Raw genomic sequence first — 16,193 nt, forward strand, 5'->3', positions numbered from 1 at the left:
CCACCCCGCCGATCAGCCCTCCCAGTCCCACCCGATCCCCAGGATCCCGGCCCGCACCTGTGGCTCCACCACGTGGACCGCGCGGTGGCCGGCGCTGAGCGGCAGGTCCTGACGGCCGCTGCGCGGGGCCGCCGCCGAGTGCTGGGTGAAGCGGTGACAGCGCACGGGCAGGACGCCCTCGGTGAACCTGACCTGGAGCGCGTACTGCCCGCCCGCGAAGCCGAAGCCGCGCAGGTACTCCGACGAGGGGCCCGCCGTGCCGTCCTCGAAGCCGTAGCGGAAGAGGAACGTGTCGCCCGCCCGCAGCCGCGCGTCGAAGAGCAGCTCCGCCACGACGACGCCCGTTCCCCGGTGCCGCCGCACCCGCCCCGTGCGGCAGTTCTCCAGGGCGCGCACCGAGACGTGATCCGTGCTGCATCCCGGGTCTCCGTGGTGGACGGCCACGTAGCGGTCCACGCCGTCCTGGTGGGCGCGCACGATGTGCTGGGAGTCGAGGCCGAGGAGTTCGCGGCGCGCTCCGATCCGCACCCGCTCGTGATGGCCGACTGTGTGCAGCCCGCCGTCCGGGGGCGAGCCGAGCTCGGCGAGGAGCTGTTCGAGGACGCCCGAGGCCTCGACGAGCGAGCGGTAGGAACGGGTCGAGGGGCGCTGGCGGGCGGCGTGCTCGTCGTCCTTGGCGAGCAGCCGGATCAGGGACTCGTCGGGCAGGTCCAGGATCTCCTCCAGCGCGCGCACGGCACGTAGGGACTCGGTGCGCTGCGGGCGCCTGGCCCCCTGCTGCCAGTAGCTCAGACTGGTGACGCCGACCGTGACACCGTGGCGGGTCAGATGGTGCTGCACGCGGTGCAGCGGCAGCCCGCGCGCGGTGATCGCGGCCCGCAGGGCGACATGGAAGGGCCCCGCCCGCAGGGCCGTCTCCAGTGCGGGCGCGCCGGTATCCGCGTGCTGTGTGCCGTACGACATCCAGGGCCCTCCCCCGTGCATCCTCACAACGGCCGTCCGGCCGGGGCGTGCGGCGGCCCCAATTCACCCGGCATTGAAGCGTGTTGATCTGCACCGGACAAGACTCGACGCGCAACCGTCTGGTCCGGCGGGCTGCGGGACCGCTCCGGGAAACGCGTGGGCAACCTCACTGTCGGTGGCCGCAAGTAGGGTGTCTGACATGGCCGACCCCTCCAGCTACCGCCCCCAGCCGGGACAGATCCCGGACTCCCCAGGGGTGTACAGGTTCCGTGACGAGCACCGCCGGGTGATCTACGTCGGGAAGGCGAAAAGCCTGCGCCAGCGCCTGGCCAACTACTTCCAGGACCTGGCGAACCTGCACCCCCGCACCCGCACCATGGTCACCACGGCCGCGTCCGTGGAGTGGACCGTGGTGTCCACGGAGGTCGAGGCGCTCCAGCTGGAGTACTCCTGGATCAAGGAGTACGACCCCCGGTTCAACGTCAAGTACCGCGACGACAAGAGCTATCCCTACCTCGCGGTGACGATGAACGAGGAGTTCCCGCGCGTGCAGGTCATGCGCGGCCAGAAGAAGAAGGGCGTGCGCTACTTCGGTCCCTACGGGCACGCCTGGGCCATCCGCGACACCGTCGACCTGCTGCTGCGCGTCTTCCCGGTCCGCACCTGCTCCGCCGGCGTCTTCAAGAACGCCGCCCGCACCGGCCGCCCCTGCCTCCTCGGCTACATCGGCAAGTGCTCGGCCCCCTGCGTAGGCCGCGTCTCGCCCGAGGAGCACCGCGAACTGGCCGAGGACTTCTGCGACTTCATGACCGGCCGCACCGGCACGTACATCCGCCGTCTCGAGAAGGACATGACGGACGCCGCCGAGGAGATGGAGTACGAGCGCGCCGCGCGCCTGCGTGACGACATAGAGGCGCTGCGCAAGGCGATGGAGAAGAGCGCCGTCGTCCTCGCCGACGCCACGGACGCCGACCTGATCGCCCTCGCCGAGGACGAGCTGGAGGCCGCCGTGCAGATCTTCCATGTGCGGGGCGGGCGCGTGCGCGGCCAGCGCGGCTGGGTCACGGACAAGGTCGAGGCGGTCACCAGCGGTGACCTCGTGGAGCACGCGCTCCAGCAGCTGTACGGCGAGGAGCGCGGGGACGCCGTGCCCAAGGAGGTCCTCGTGCCCGCGCTGCCCGAGCCCCTGGAGCCCGTACAGGAGTGGCTCACCACGCGCCGCGGGTCGAACGTGTCGCTGAGGATCCCGCAGCGCGGCGACAAGAAGGCCCTGATGGAGACGGTCCACAGGAACGCGCAGCAGGCGCTCGCGCTCCACAAGACCAAGCGCGCCTCCGACCTCACCACGCGCTCGCGCGCCCTTGAGGAGATCGCCGGGGCTCTCGAGCTGGACAGCGCCCCGCTGCGCATCGAGTGCTACGACATCTCCCACCTCCAGGGCGACGACGTCGTGGCCTCCATGGTCGTCTTCGAGGACGGCCTGGCCAGGAAGAGCGAGTACCGGCGCTTCCAGATCAAGGGCTTCGAGGGGCAGGACGACGTCCGCTCCATGCACGAGGTGATCACGCGCCGCTTCAAGCGCTATCTGGCGGCGCAGGAGAAGTCGGGGGAGTGGTCCGACGCCGAGCCGACGGACGAGGACGGCCCGATCGAGTCCCGTCTCACCGAGGACGACGGCCGCCCCAAGCGGTTCGCGTACCCGCCCCAGCTGGTCGTCGTCGACGGCGGGCAGCCGCAGGTGGCGGCGGCCAAGCGGGCGCTCGACGAGCTGGGCATCGACGACATCGCGGTGTGCGGCCTGGCCAAGCGCCTCGAAGAGGTCTGGGTGCCCGACGAGGACGACCCGGTGATCCTGCCGCGCACGAGCGAAGGGCTCTATCTTCTGCAGCGCGTACGTGACGAGGCGCACCGCTTCGCGATCACGTACCAGCGCACCAAGCGGGCCAAGCGCTTCAAGGCCGGGCCGCTCGACGAGGTGCCCGGCCTCGGGGACGCGCGCAAGCAGGCCCTGATCAAGCACTTCGGTTCGGTGAAGCGCCTGCGATCGGCCACAATCGATCAGATCTGCGAGGTTCCCGGCATAGGCCGCAAGACGGCAGAGACGATCGTGGCGGCCTTCGCACGCGCGGAGCCCGCCGCACCGGCCGTGAACACGGCCACAGGAGAGATCATTGAAGACGAGGACCCCACGGCCACGGCCGCGGCCACCTCGGAAGGACGACGGGGGCAGGAGCCATGAACGAGAACGAGCAGGGCGAACAGGCAGCACCACAGCCGGCCCCCGATGACCGGGCAGGCCAGGCTACGGAGACAGACGGAGCACAGGTGAGTACGGGTACGACGAGCGAGACCGCCGGGGCGTCCGATGCGGCCATCCCCGAGCTGGTGATCATCTCCGGGATGTCCGGTGCCGGGCGTTCCACGGCCGCCAAGTGTCTGGAGGACCTCGGCTGGTTCGTCGTCGACAACCTGCCGCCCGCGCTGATCCCCACGATGGTGGAACTCGGCGCCCGCTCCCAGGGGAACGTCGCCCGGATCGCCGTCGTCGTCGACGTACGCGGCCGCCGGTTCTTCACCGACCTCCACCAGTCCCTCGCCGACCTGGAGTCCCGCCAGGTCACCCGGCGCATCGTGTTCCTGGAGTCCTCCGACGAGGCCCTGGTGCGCCGCTTCGAGTCGGTGCGCCGCCCGCACCCCCTCCAGGGCGACGGCCGCATCGTCGACGGCATCGCGGCCGAGCGCGAGCTCCTGCGCGAGCTGCGCGGCGACGCCGACCTGGTCATCGACACCTCCAGCCTGAACGTGCACGAACTGCGGGCCAAGATGGACGCCCAGTTCGCCGGCGACGAGGAGCCCGAGCTGCGGGCCACGGTCATGTCGTTCGGCTTCAAGTACGGCCTGCCCGTCGACGCCGACCTGGTCGTCGACATGCGCTTCCTGCCGAACCCGCACTGGGTCCCCGAGCTGCGCCCCTTCACCGGCCTGAACGAAGAGGTGGCGAACTACGTCTTCGGCCAGCCCGGCGCCAAGGAGTTCCTCGACCGGTACACCGAGCTCCTCCAGCTCATCGCGGCCGGATACCGCCGCGAGGGCAAGCGGTACGTGACGATCGCGGTCGGCTGCACCGGAGGCAAGCACCGCTCGGTGGCCATGTCGGAGAAGCTCGCCGCGCGCATCGCGGCGGAGGGCGTGGAGACCGTGGTCGTCCACCGGGACATGGGCCGCGAATGACCGGTCGCACACTCCGGCTCGGCAGCAGGCTCCGCCGGGTCACCCCTCCCACGGGCCGCCGGCGCGGCGCCCAGCCCAAGGTCGTCGCCCTCGGCGGCGGCATGGGCCTGTCCGCGTCCCTGGCGGCCCTGCGGCGCATCACCGGCGACCTCACCGCCGTGGTGACCGTCGCCGACGACGGCGGCTCCAGCGGCCGGCTCCGTGACGAGCTGGGCGTCCTGCCGCCCGGCGACCTGCGCAAGGCCCTCGCGGCCCTGTGCGGCGACGACGACTGGGGCCAGACCTGGGCCCGCGTCATCCAGCACCGCTTCCAGTCCCAGGGCGACCTGCACGAGCACGCCGTCGGCAATCTGCTGATCGTCGCCCTGTGGGAGCAGCTCGGCGACCATGTGCAGGCCCTCGACCTGGTCGGCAAGCTGCTCGGCGCGCAGGGCCGCGTCCTGCCCATGTCCGCGGTCCCGCTGGAGCTCCAGGCCCTGGTCAAGGGGCACGACCCGGCCCGCCCCGACGACATAGACACGGTGCGCGGCCAGGCCACGGTGGCCCTCACCCCGGGCGAGGTGCAGTCCGTGCACCTCGTGCCGAACGACCCGCCGGCCGTCCCCGAGGCGGTCGCCGCGGTGCTCGATGCCGACTGGGTGGTGCTCGGCCCCGGCTCCTGGTTCTCCTCCGTCATCCCGCATCTGCTGGTCCCCGAGCTGCTGGACGCGCTGACGGCGACGAAGGCCCGCAGGGTCCTCTCGCTGAACCTCGCGCCGCAGCCCGGAGAAACCGAGGGGTTCTCACCGCAGCGTCATTTGGAGGTTTTGGGACGACACGCCCCTAAACTCGCCCTGGACGTGGTGCTGGCCGACGAGGCCGCCGTGCCCGATCGCGAGTCCCTGACCGACGCCGCCAAGGAGGGCTTCGGCGCTGCGGTCGAGCTGGCGCCTGTGGCCAGGCCCGACGGGACTCCGAGGCACGATCCGGAGCTGTTGGCCGCCGCGTACGACCGTATTTTTCGGATGCATGGAAGGATCGGCCCATGGCGATGACGGCAGCGGTGAAGGACGAGATCTCCCGGCTTCCCGTCACCCGGACCTGCTGCAGAAAGGCAGAGGTCTCGGCCATCCTGCGCTTCGCGGGCGGGCTCCACCTGGTGAGCGGCCGCATCGTGATCGAGGCGGAGCTGGACACCGCGATGGCGGCGCGACGGCTGAAGCGGGACATCCTCGAGATCTTCGGGCACAGCTCGGAACTGATCGTGATGGCGCCCGGCGGGCTGCGCCGGGGCTCGCGCTTCGTCGTACGGGTCGTGGCCGGCGGTGACCAGCTGGCCCGCCAGACCGGCCTTGTCGACGGCCGCGGCCGCCCGATCCGGGGTCTCCCGCCGCAGGTGGTCTCGGGGGCCACCTGCGACGCCGAGGCCGCCTGGCGCGGGGCCTTCCTGGCGCACGGCTCGCTCACCGAGCCGGGCCGCTCCTCCTCCCTGGAGGTGACCTGCCCCGGCCCGGAGGCCGCGCTCGCCCTGGTCGGCGCCGCACGCCGGCTCCAGATCGCGGGCAAGGCCCGTGAGGTACGCGGGGTGGACCGGGTCGTCGTACGGGACGGGGACGCCATCGGCGCCCTGCTCACCCGCATGGGGGCGCACGAGTCGGTGCTCGCCTGGGAGGAGCGGCGGATGCGGCGCGAGGTCCGCGCCACCGCCAACCGCCTGGCCAACTTCGACGACGCGAACCTGCGCCGATCGGCGCGCGCCGCCGTCGCCGCCGGGGCCCGCGTGCAGCGCGCCCTGGAGATCCTCGCCGACGAGGTGCCGGAGCACCTCGCGGCCGCCGGGCGGCTGCGCATGGAGCACAAGCAGGCCTCCCTGGAGGAGCTGGGCGCGCTCGCCGACCCGCCGCTGACGAAGGACGCCGTCGCGGGCCGTATCCGCCGGCTGCTCGCGATGGCCGACAAGCGGGCCCAGGACATGGGCATCCCGGGCACGGAGTCGAACATCTCCGAGGAGATGGCCGACAACCTCGCCGGCTGACCCCGGAGCGGAATGACTCACGCCGGTGCCGGCGCCCTGCCAGGGCACGGGCACCGGCGTTTTCGCTGCGCATGGGGACCACGCGGGGTCTGACGGAACCCCTTTGACGCGCCCTTGACTTGACCATGAACTGTCATGAGTCTGGCGTCTGTTCGCTTCTGCGGTACACCGCGACTTCTGCGGCACACCACAGCTTCTGCGGTACTCACCTGCTTCTGCGGTACACAACTGCAAGGGGGGCTCATGAGACGAAGAGCGAGATCGATCCTCGCCACCACGGCACTCATTCTGGGCGGGCTGGGAGGCGCGGGACTGACACCCGTCGCCCAGGCGGAGAGCGGCGGTGCACCCCGGTCGGACGCCGATCCGGTCAAGGTGTTCCGTGCCGAGGTCACGAAGGAGCAGGTACCCCTGCTCCTCGCGGCCGGGCAGGACGGGCACGAACTCGGCGAACAGGCCCCCGAGAAGGGGAAGGCCGAGGTCGAGGTCTACCTCACCGACAAGCAGGCGAAGCAGCTGGAGAAGAAGGGCGTCGAACTCACCGAGCACACGCTCTCCGCCAAGGCGCGAGCCCGTGTGGCGGCCGCGGGTGACGGCGTGTTCCGCCCCTACAGCGGCAAGGGCAATCTCCAGGAGGAGATCGTCAGGACGGGCCAGGCGCACCCCGGCCTCACCAAGGTCGTCTCCATCGGCAAGACGCTCCAGGGCAAGGACATCCTCGCGGTCAAGCTCACCAAGGGCGCCCGTACGACCCGGGACGGCTCGAAGCCGTCCGTGCTCTACATGTCCAACCAGCACGCCCGCGAGTGGATCACCCCCGAGATGACCCGCCGCCTGATGCACTACTACTTGGACAACTACTCCAAGGACAAGCGCATCAAGAAGATCGTCGACTCCACGGAGATGTGGTTCGTCCTGTCGGCGAACCCCGACGGGTACGACTGGACGTTCAACCCCGACGGCGACCGCCAGTGGCGCAAGAACATGCGGGACGTGAACGGCGACGGCGCGATCACCACGGGCGACGGCGTCGACCTCAACCGCAACTTCGCCTACAAGTGGGGCTACGACGACGAGGGTTCGTCCCCGAGCCCTGCCAGTGAGACCTACCGCGGCGCGAGCCCCGGCTCCGAGCCCGAGACGAAGGCCCTCGACGCCTTCGAGAAGCGCATCGGCTTCCGGTACGCCATCAACTACCACTCCGCGGCCGAGCTGCTGCTCTACGGAGTGGGCTGGCAGGTGGCCACGCCGACGCCGGACGACGTGCTCTACAAGGCGCTCGCCGGGACCCCCGAGAACTCCGCGATCCCCGGCTACCACCCGCAGGTCTCCTCCGAGCTGTACACCACCAACGGCGAGGCGGACGGGCACGCGGGCAACGTCAACGGCATCGGGATGTTCACGCCCGAGATGAGCGAGTGCCAGACCGCATCGGCCATCGACCCGAACGACCAGTGGCGCCCCGAGGACTGCGAGTCCGTCTTCACCTTCCCTGACGACGAGAAGCTGATCCAGGACGAGTTCACCAAGAACATCCCGTTCGCGCTCTCCGTCGCCGAGACCGCGTCCCACCCCGACCGGCCGTCCTCCTCGGTCGGCATCGAGGCCCCCGACTTCACCCCGGCCACGTTCCCGACGTCGTACGCGCGTGGCGCCGACCAGGAGGTCTCCGTCACCGCCCGCAAGTCGGTGCGCGACAAGGAGCTCAACTACCGCGTGGGCGGCGGCCGTACGCACGACGAGGACCTGCGCGCCTGGAAGGGCGGCGAGACCTACGGCGGCGACGACAACCTCCACTTCGACGCGTACCGCGCGAAGATCGAGGGCGCGGACCCGGGCGACAAGGTCGAGGTCTGGTTCACCGGACGCGGCAAGTCCGGGAAGCGCACCTCCAGCGAGCACTTCACGTACACCGTGGCCGAGCGACCCAGGGCCGACACCCTCGTCGTCGCAGAGAACGACGCCACAGGCCAGCAGACCAAGGCCTACGTGGACGCGCTGAAGGCGAACGGCCGCACCCCGCTCGTGTGGAACGTCGCCACCCAGGGCGCCCCGGACGCACTCGCGGTACTCGACCACTTCAGGACGGTCGTCCACTACACGGGCGCCGACCGCCCCGGCCTCACCACCCAGCTCGCTCTGCGCGACTACCTCAACGAGGGCGGCAAGCTGATCGAGGCCGGTGAGCAGGCGGGCGGCTCCGTCGCCATCGGCGACACGACCACGAACGACTTCAGTCAGTACTACCTGGGCGCGTACTCGCGTACGTCGACACCCGGCGCCACGAAGTTCGCCGGATCCGGCGTGCTCACCGGCGCGGCCGCGGGCCTCGGCGACGCGCCCGGCAACCCGCTGAACATCGCCGCGACCTACCAGGCCACCTCCGACGTGCTGTCCAAGGCCGACTACCCGCAGTTCACGAGCGCGGGCGCCGGTGAGTACGCGGGCACCCCCAACCCGTACAGCCCGTTCGAGGGCAGTTCCATGGCCGCCGCCGTGCACACGGACGACGCCTGGAAGCGCCTGACCCGCACCATCGACCTCACCAGCGTCTCCGCTGCCGACAAGCCGTCCCTGAAGTTCCAGCTCCTGTGGGACACCGAGCCCGGCTACGACCACGCGGTGCTTGAGGCGCACACGGCGGGCGCCGAGGACTGGACGACGCTGCCCGAGGCCGGCGGCGCCACCACGAACGCCGTCCCCGCCGAGTGCGAGGCCGGATTCCTGATCAAGGAGCACCCGGCGCTCAAGCGCTACCTGACGCCCGGCAGCGCGGGCTGCACGGCCACCGGCACCTCCGGCTCCTGGAACAGCCTCACGGGCGCCTCGGACGGCTGGAAGCCGGTGACCTTCGACCTGAGCGCCTACGCGGGCAAGACGGTCGAGGTCTCGCTCAGCTACATCACCGACCCCGGCAGCGGCGGCCACGGCGTCCTCGCCGACAACGCGTCCGTCGTCATCGGCGGCGCCGCCAAGGAGACCGAGGGCTTCGAGTCGTCGTTCGGCGCCTGGAAGGTCGCGGGCGCGCCCCCGGGCAGCCCCGTCGTCACCAAGGACTGGGCCCGCGCGGGTGAACTGTTCAAGACATACGGAGCCGTCAGCACCAAGGACACCGTGCTCCTCGGATTCGGTCTCGAACACGTCGCCACGGCGGCCGAGCGGAGCGTGCTCGTGGGGAAGGCGCTGGCCTCCCTGAGGAGCTGAAAACCACCAAGCCGAAAACCAGACAAAATACCCCGCTCACTTTTCGCAAAAAGCGCCAGATGAGCGGGAATCCCGGCGGTCCGTACCCCTACTGGGCGGTACGGGCCGCCGGGCCGCACAAGGGTCCACTCAATGTCACCCGGAGGGCTTCGGAGAGGTAGGGTCGGAGGCGGTCGGGGACATCCCATACAACTCGCCGGCGTCTAAAACCGGCGTACCAACGAGGAGATCGGTTCGTGACGATCCGCGTAGGCATCAACGGCTTTGGCCGCATCGGGCGTAACTACTTCCGCGCGCTGCTTGAGCAGGGTGCAGACATCGAGATCGTGGCTGTCAACGACCTCGGTGACACCGCGACCACCGCACACCTTCTGAAGTACGACACCATCCTCGGCCGCCTCAAGGCCGAGGTCACGCACACTGTCGACACGATCACCGTCGACGGCCACAGCATCAAGGTCCTTTCCGAGCGCAACCCCGCCGACATCCCGTGGGGCGAGCTGGGCGTCGACATCGTCATCGAGTCGACCGGCATCTTCACGAAGAAGGCCGACGCCGAGAAGCACATCGCCGGCGGCGCCAAGAAGGTCCTCATCTCGGCTCCGGCCAAGGACGAGGACATCACCATCGTGATGGGCGTCAACCAGGACCAGTACAACCCGGCGACGGACCACGTCATCTCGAACGCGTCCTGCACCACGAACTGTGTGGCGCCGATGGCCAAGGTTCTCGACGAGAACTTCGGCATCGTCAAGGGCCTGATGACCACGGTCCACGCGTACACGAACGACCAGCGCATCCTGGACTTCCCGCACTCGGACCTGCGCCGCGCGCGTGCCGCCGCCGAGAACATCATTCCGACCACCACCGGTGCCGCCAAGGCGACCGCCCTGGTCCTCCCGCAGCTCAAGGGCAAGCTCGACGGCATCGCGATGCGCGTCCCGGTCCCGACCGGCTCCGCCACCGACCTGGTCGTCACCCTGGCGCGCGAGACCACCAAGGACGAGGTCAACGCCGCGTTCAAGAAGGCCTCCGAGGACGGCGACCTCAAGGGCTACCTGTCCTACACCGAGGACCCGATCGTCTCCTCCGACATCGTCGGCGACCCGGCGTCCTGCACGTTCGACTCCTCCCTGACCATGGTTCAGGAAGGTAACTCGGTGAAGATCCTCGGCTGGTACGACAACGAGTGGGGCTACTCCAACCGTCTCGTCGACCTCACGGTCTTCGTCGGCGGCCAGCTCTAGATCCAGAGCCGGCATCTCGATGTGAGCACAGGGTCCGGACCGCGCAACGCCGCGCCGTCCGGGCCCTGTTGTGCGTCAGCCCAACCAAGAAGTCCAGGAGTCCAGCCATGAAGACGATCGACGAACTTCTCGCCGAAGGGGTCGAGGGCAAGCGGGTCTTCGTCCGCGCCGACCTCAACGTGCCTCTCGCCGACGGCCAGATCACCGACGACGGCCGCATCCGCGCCGTCCTGCCCACCGTCAAGGCCCTGGCCGACGCGGGCGCCAAGGTGATCGTCGCCTCCCACCTGGGCCGCCCCAAGGGAGCCCCGGACCCGGCGTTCTCGCTGCTGCCGGCCGCCGAGCGCCTCGCCGAGCTCCTCGGCAAGCCGGTCGCGTTCGCCCAGGACACCGTCGGCCCCGCCGCCTACGACGCGGTGGACGGCCTGGAGCCCGGCCAGGTCGCCGTCATCGAGAACCTCCGCTTCAACGCCGGCGAGACGTCGAAGGACGACACCGAGCGCGGCGAGTTCGCCGACCAGCTGGCCGCCCTGGCCGATGTCTACGTAGGCGACGGCTTCGGCGCGGTGCACCGCAAGCACGCCTCCGTGTACGACCTGCCGGCCCGCCTGCCGCACTACGCCGGCTACCTCATCGCCACCGAGGTCGGCGTCCTGAAGAGGCTCACCGACGAGGTCAAGCGGCCGTACGTCGTCGCGCTCGGCGGGGCCAAGGTCTCCGACAAGCTCGCCGTCATCGACCAGCTGCTCGGCAAGGCCGACCGCCTGCTCATCGGCGGCGGCATGGCCTACACCTTCCTCAAGGCCCAGGGCCACGAGGTCGGCATCTCCCTCCTTCAGGAGGACCAGATCCCGGCCGTCAAGGAGTACATCGAGCGCGCCGAGAAGAACGGCGTCGAGCTGGTGCTCCCCGTGGACGTCCTAGTCTCGCCGGACTTCCCCGACCTCAAGACCAAGGCCCCGGCCAACCCCACCACCGTCGCCGCGGACGCCATCCCGGCCGACCAGGAGGGTCTCGACATCGGTCCGGAGACCCGCAAGCTGTACGCATCGAAGCTCGCCGACGCCGGGACCGTCTTCTGGAACGGCCCGATGGGCGTCTTCGAGCACCCCGACTACGCCGAGGGCACCAAGGCGGTCGCCCAGGCGCTCCTCGACTCCCCGGCCTTCACGGTCGTCGGCGGTGGCGACTCCGCCGCGGCCGTCCGGCTCCTCGGCTTCGACGAGAATGCATTCGGCCACATCTCGACCGGCGGCGGCGCCTCCCTCGAATACCTTGAGGGCAAGACGCTCCCCGGCCTTGCCGCACTGGAGGACTGACCTCAATGACCACCCGCACGCCGCTGATGGCGGGCAACTGGAAGATGAACCTCAACCACCTCGAGGCCATCGCCCACGTCCAGAAGCTCGCCTTCGCGCTGGCCGACAAGGACTACGACGCCGTCGAGGTCGCGGTCCTGCCGCCCTTCACCGACCTGCGCTCCGTACAGACCCTGGTCGACGGCGACAAGCTCAAGATCAAGTACGGCGCCCAGGACATCTCGGCCCACGACTCCGGTGCCTACACCGGTGAGATCTCGGGCCCGATGCTCGCCAAGCTCAAGTGCATGTACGTGGCGGTCGGCCACTCCGAGCGCCGGCAGTACCACGACGAGACCGACGAGGTCTGCAACGCCAAGGTGAAGGCCGCCTTCAAGCACGGCCTGACCCCGATCCTGTGCGTCGGCGAGGAGCTCCACGTCCGCGAGGCGGGCAGCCACGTCGCGCACACGCTGTCGCAGGTCGAGGGCGGTCTCAAGGACATCCCGGCCGAGCAGGCCGAGACCGTCGTGATCGCGTACGAGCCGGTCTGGGCGATCGGCACCGGCAAGGTCTGCGGCGCCGACGACGCCCAGGAGGTCTGCGGGGCGATCCGCGGCAAGCTCGCCGAGCTGTACTCCCAGGAGCTGGCCGACAAGGTCCGCATCCAGTACGGCGGCTCGGTGAAGTCCGGGAACGTCGCGGAGATCATGTCGAAGCCCGACGTCGACGGCGCCCTCGTCGGCGGCGCGGCGCTCGACGCCGAGGAGTTCGTCAAGATCATCCGGTTCCGCGACCAGTGAGCCGCAGGGGCGCGTCGGTGTCGAGAGGGCGAGCGCGCGGAGGCCCGAAGGGTTGAGCACGGTCGGCCACTCGACACCGACACAGAGCGCCCCGGAGGCGAACGAACAGGTTGCGAGTAGGCGGTAGCGGCGTTACGTCGTACCCTTGCGGGGGCCGGGTGGCTTTCCACCGGGCCCCCGCAGCACGTATACATCGCAGTACGGATACATCGCAGTACGTATCAGTTCAGTCCGAGAGAATTGCCAGGAAGTAGGGACCAGCCGTGGTTATGGGGTTCTCGATCGCCCTGATCGTCTTCAGCCTGCTGCTGATGCTCCTTGTGCTGATGCACAAGGGAAAGGGTGGCGGTCTCTCCGACATGTTCGGTGGCGGCATGCAGTCGTCCGTCGGCGGCTCGTCGGTCGCCGAGCGCAACCTGGACCGCATCACCATCGTGCTCGCTCTGCTGTGGTTCGCGTGCATTGTCGTGCTCGGCCTGCTCATGAAGGTCAACAACTGACGCCGTCACACCTGCACATCGCGCACATAAGGCCCCATGTTCGGTACGCGCCCTCCGGCGCGGCCTATCATGGGGCTTGCGTCTAGGGGCGGGGATGTAACTCCAATCACTGGACGCGCGTTGGGCCTTACGTAGACTGAGGCGCCCGCGGCGGAGTGAGACGCCGACAAGCTCCGCGGCACCATCACGCAGGGAGTTACGACCGTGGCAAGTGGCAACGCGATCCGAGGAAGTCGGGTCGGGGCGGGGCCGATGGGCGAGGCCGAGCGCGGCGAGTCCGCGCCGCGTCTGCGCATCTCCTTCTGGTGCTCCAACGGGCACGAGACGCAGCCGAGCTTCGCCTCCGACGCGCAGGTGCCGGAGACTTGGGACTGTCCGCGCTGCGGCTTCCCTGCCGGGCAGGACCGGGACAACCCGCCGGACCCGCCGCGCACCGAGCCCTACAAGACGCACCTCGCGTATGTGCGCGAGCGGCGCAGTGACGCGGACGGCGAGGCGATCCTCGCGGAGGCGCTCGCCAAACTGCGGGGCGAGATCTAGGACTTGAGCACCGGCCGGACACACCCAAGTGTCCGGCCGGACTCGTTCGGCCGTAGCGGTCCGGACAGATGCCGTATACCGGGCCCTGCTCCATTAGGTTGGTCAAGCAGTGGGGCAAGGTACGTACTCAGGTACGAGAGAAGGCTGAAGTCCGAGATGAACGCAGAAAGCCGTAGGCTGAATCAGATGCCCGAGTGGACGGCGCTCGCCAAGCACCGGGAAGAACTCGGAGACGTGCAGCTGCGTGAGCTGTTCGCCGCCGATCCGGCGCGCGGCTCCGACTACACACTCCAGGTCGGCGACCTGCACGTCGACTACTCCAAGCACCTCGTCACGGACGAGACGCTGCGCCTGCTGCGCGAGCTCGCCGCCGCGACCGACGTCTTCGGGCTGCGGGATGCCATGTTCCGCGGCGAGAAGATCAATACGACCGAGGACCGGGCCGTGCTGCACACGGCGCTGCGGGGCCCGCGTGACGCGGTGATCGAGGTCGACGGTGTCGATGTCGTCCCGCAGGTGCATGCCGTGCTGGACAAGATGGCCGTCTTCGCGGGCAAGGTCCGTTCGGGGGAGTGGACGGGCCACACCGGCAAGCGCATCAAGAACGTCGTGAACATCGGCATCGGCGGCTCCGACCTCGGCCCGGCGATGGCGTACGAGGTGCTTCGCTCCTTCACGGACCGGGACTTGACGGTCCGTTTCGTGTCGAACGTGGACGGCGCCGACCTGCACGAGGCCGTCCGTGACCTCGACCCGGCCGAGACGCTGTTCATCATCGCCTCGAAGACGTTCACGACCATCGAGACGATCACCAACGCGACCTCCGCGCGCAGCTGGCTCCTCACCGGTCTGAGGGCCGGTCAGGAGGCCGTGGCCAAGCACTTCGTGGCCCTGTCGACGAATGCCGAGAAGGTCTCCGAGTTCGGTATCGACACGGCCAACATGTTCGAGTTCTGGGACTGGGTCGGTGGCCGCTACTCGTTCGACTCGGCGATCGGTCTGTCGTTGATGATCGCGATCGGCCCGGACGCGTTCCGCGAGATGCTCGACGGGTTCCACCTCGTCGACGAGCACTTCCGCACCGCGCCCGCCGAGTCCAACGGGCCGTTGATCCTTGGCCTGTTGGGCATCTGGTACGGCAACTTCCACGACGCGCAGTCGCATGCGGTGCTGCCGTACTCGCACTACCTGTCCAAGTTCACCGCCTATCTCCAGCAGCTCGACATGGAGTCCAACGGCAAGTCGGTGGACCGCGAGGGCCGCCCGGTGGACTGGCAGACGGGCCCGGTCGTCTGGGGCACCCCCGGCACCAACGGGCAGCACGCCTACTACCAACTGATCCACCAGGGAACGAAGTTGATCCCGGCGGACTTCATCGGGTTCGCCGAGCCCGTGGCGGACCTGCTGCCGGGACTCGTCGCACAGCACGACCTGTTGATGGCCAACTTCTTCGCGCAGACGCAGGCCCTCGCCTTCGGCAAGACCCCGGCCGAGGTCCGCGCCGAGGGTGTGCCCGAGGAGCTCGTGCCGCACAAGACGTTCCAGGGCAACCACCCGACGACGACGATCCTCGCGAAGAGGCTCACGCCGTTCGTCCTCGGCCAGCTCATCGCCCTCTACGAGCACAAGGTGTTCGTCCAGGGCGCCGTCTGGAACATCGACTCCTTCGACCAGTGGGGCGTCGAACTCGGCAAGGTCCTCGCCAAGCGCATCGAACCCGCCCTGACGGAGGGTGCGGACGTGCCCGGGCTCGACGGGTCCACCCAGGCCCTCGTGGCCAAGTACCGGGAGCTGCGCGGCCGTTAGAACGTCACCGACGGGGCCTAATTGGGATGCGTGGCCGCCTTCCGGCGGGTGACACTGCTCCGGTTCTGTCACCTGCCGGGAGGACCCCATGGACCAGCTCATGGCCGCGCTCGCCGACCCCGAACGACTGAAGCTGTACGCGCGGATCGTGCTCGACGAGCTGCCGCCGCGCCACGAGGACTCCGCCGCCGCCCGCAAGCATCTGGGGCGCCTCGTCGCGGCGGGCCTCGTCGAGCGCCGGCCCGACGGCTCGCTGTGGGCGGACCCTGCCGTGTTCCGCCGCGAGCGCGACCGCCCGGCCGAGGCACACCCCGCCGTTCCGCGCCGCCTCACGGGATTCTTCGCCCAGGGCCGCCTCACGTCGATCCCGGTCCGCTCCACGGTGCGCCACGAGCTCCTCGTCCACCTCACGGGAACGCTCTTCGACGCCCGGCGTACCTACACCGAGGGCGAGGTCAACGAGGCCTTCCGCACGGTCCACGAGGACACGTCCGCGCTGCGCAGATACTGCGTCAGCGACGGCCTGCTCGTACGGGAGCGGGACGGCAGCAGCTACCGTCGCGCGGCCGCGTAGGCCCGGGGCACGC

At 69.6% G+C, this 16,193-nt stretch carries 13 protein-coding genes; 12 read left to right on the top strand and 1 reads right to left on the bottom strand.

The window, feature by feature from the left end; genetic code table 11:
* Positions 1-12: 12 nt before the first annotated feature.
* The gene (locus OHA58_RS27690) at positions 13-963 is read right to left on the bottom strand and encodes a hypothetical protein (protein ID WP_405482128.1); all 951 of its coding nucleotides are present in this window, start codon (positions 961-963) and stop codon (positions 13-15) included.
* A 199-nt stretch (positions 964-1,162) separates the two neighbouring features.
* Between OHA58_RS27690 and uvrC the strand changes: the two genes are divergently transcribed.
* The 12 genes from uvrC (at position 1,163) to OHA58_RS27750 (ending at position 16,180) form a co-directional block, all read left to right on the top strand.
* Entirely contained in the window at positions 1,163-3,202 is a 2,040-nt protein-coding gene (uvrC, locus tag OHA58_RS27695; RefSeq protein WP_405482129.1) for an excinuclease ABC subunit UvrC, read from the top strand.
* A complete protein-coding gene (gene rapZ, locus OHA58_RS27700) occupies positions 3,199-4,194 on the top strand; it encodes an RNase adapter RapZ (protein WP_405482130.1) in 996 nt (331 codons plus the stop codon). The genes uvrC and rapZ overlap by 4 nt, the downstream gene beginning before the upstream one ends.
* Positions 4,191-5,228, top strand: coding sequence for a uridine diphosphate-N-acetylglucosamine-binding protein YvcK (gene yvcK / locus OHA58_RS27705; RefSeq protein ID WP_405482131.1), 1,038 nt, complete (start codon positions 4,191-4,193; stop codon positions 5,226-5,228). The genes rapZ and yvcK overlap by 4 nt, the downstream gene beginning before the upstream one ends.
* A complete protein-coding gene (gene whiA, locus OHA58_RS27710; protein ID WP_100592386.1) occupies positions 5,219-6,208 on the top strand; it encodes a DNA-binding protein WhiA in 990 nt (329 codons plus the stop codon). The genes yvcK and whiA overlap by 10 nt, the downstream gene beginning before the upstream one ends.
* 243 nt (positions 6,209-6,451) lie before the next feature.
* Positions 6,452-9,412: a M14 family zinc carboxypeptidase gene (locus OHA58_RS27715; protein ID WP_405482132.1), complete on the top strand. Its 2,961-nt coding sequence runs from the start codon at positions 6,452-6,454 to the stop codon at positions 9,410-9,412.
* A 236-nt stretch (positions 9,413-9,648) separates the two neighbouring features.
* Positions 9,649-10,659 carry a type I glyceraldehyde-3-phosphate dehydrogenase gene (gap, locus tag OHA58_RS27720; protein ID WP_116502732.1) on the top strand — a complete coding sequence of 337 codons (1,011 nt, stop codon included), beginning with the start codon at positions 9,649-9,651 and terminating at the stop codon, positions 10,657-10,659.
* A 107-nt stretch (positions 10,660-10,766) separates the two neighbouring features.
* Entirely contained in the window at positions 10,767-11,978 is a 1,212-nt protein-coding gene (locus tag OHA58_RS27725; RefSeq protein ID WP_405482133.1) for a phosphoglycerate kinase, read from the top strand.
* A gap of 5 nt (positions 11,979-11,983) precedes the next feature.
* Positions 11,984-12,760 (top strand): triose-phosphate isomerase, encoded by a 777-nt coding sequence (gene tpiA, locus OHA58_RS27730; protein ID WP_405482134.1) that lies wholly within the window; start codon positions 11,984-11,986, stop codon positions 12,758-12,760.
* 269 nt (positions 12,761-13,029) lie between these two features.
* The gene (secG, locus tag OHA58_RS27735; RefSeq protein WP_362905724.1) at positions 13,030-13,260 is read left to right on the top strand and encodes a preprotein translocase subunit SecG; all 231 of its coding nucleotides are present in this window, start codon (positions 13,030-13,032) and stop codon (positions 13,258-13,260) included.
* Between the two features lie 204 nt (positions 13,261-13,464).
* The gene (locus OHA58_RS27740) at positions 13,465-13,800 is read left to right on the top strand and encodes an RNA polymerase-binding protein RbpA (RefSeq protein ID WP_003976875.1); all 336 of its coding nucleotides are present in this window, start codon (positions 13,465-13,467) and stop codon (positions 13,798-13,800) included.
* A 156-nt stretch (positions 13,801-13,956) separates the two neighbouring features.
* A complete protein-coding gene (gene pgi / locus OHA58_RS27745) occupies positions 13,957-15,606 on the top strand; it encodes a glucose-6-phosphate isomerase (RefSeq protein ID WP_405482137.1) in 1,650 nt (549 codons plus the stop codon).
* Positions 15,607-15,694: 88 nt separating this feature from the next.
* Positions 15,695-16,180: a DUF2087 domain-containing protein gene (locus OHA58_RS27750; protein ID WP_405482138.1), complete on the top strand. Its 486-nt coding sequence runs from the start codon at positions 15,695-15,697 to the stop codon at positions 16,178-16,180.
* The last annotated feature ends 13 nt before the right edge of the window (positions 16,181-16,193 follow it).

This window comes from Streptomyces sp. NBC_00009 (assembly GCF_045040855.1).
Taxonomy (GTDB): domain Bacteria; phylum Actinomycetota; class Actinomycetes; order Streptomycetales; family Streptomycetaceae; genus Streptomyces; species Streptomyces aureus.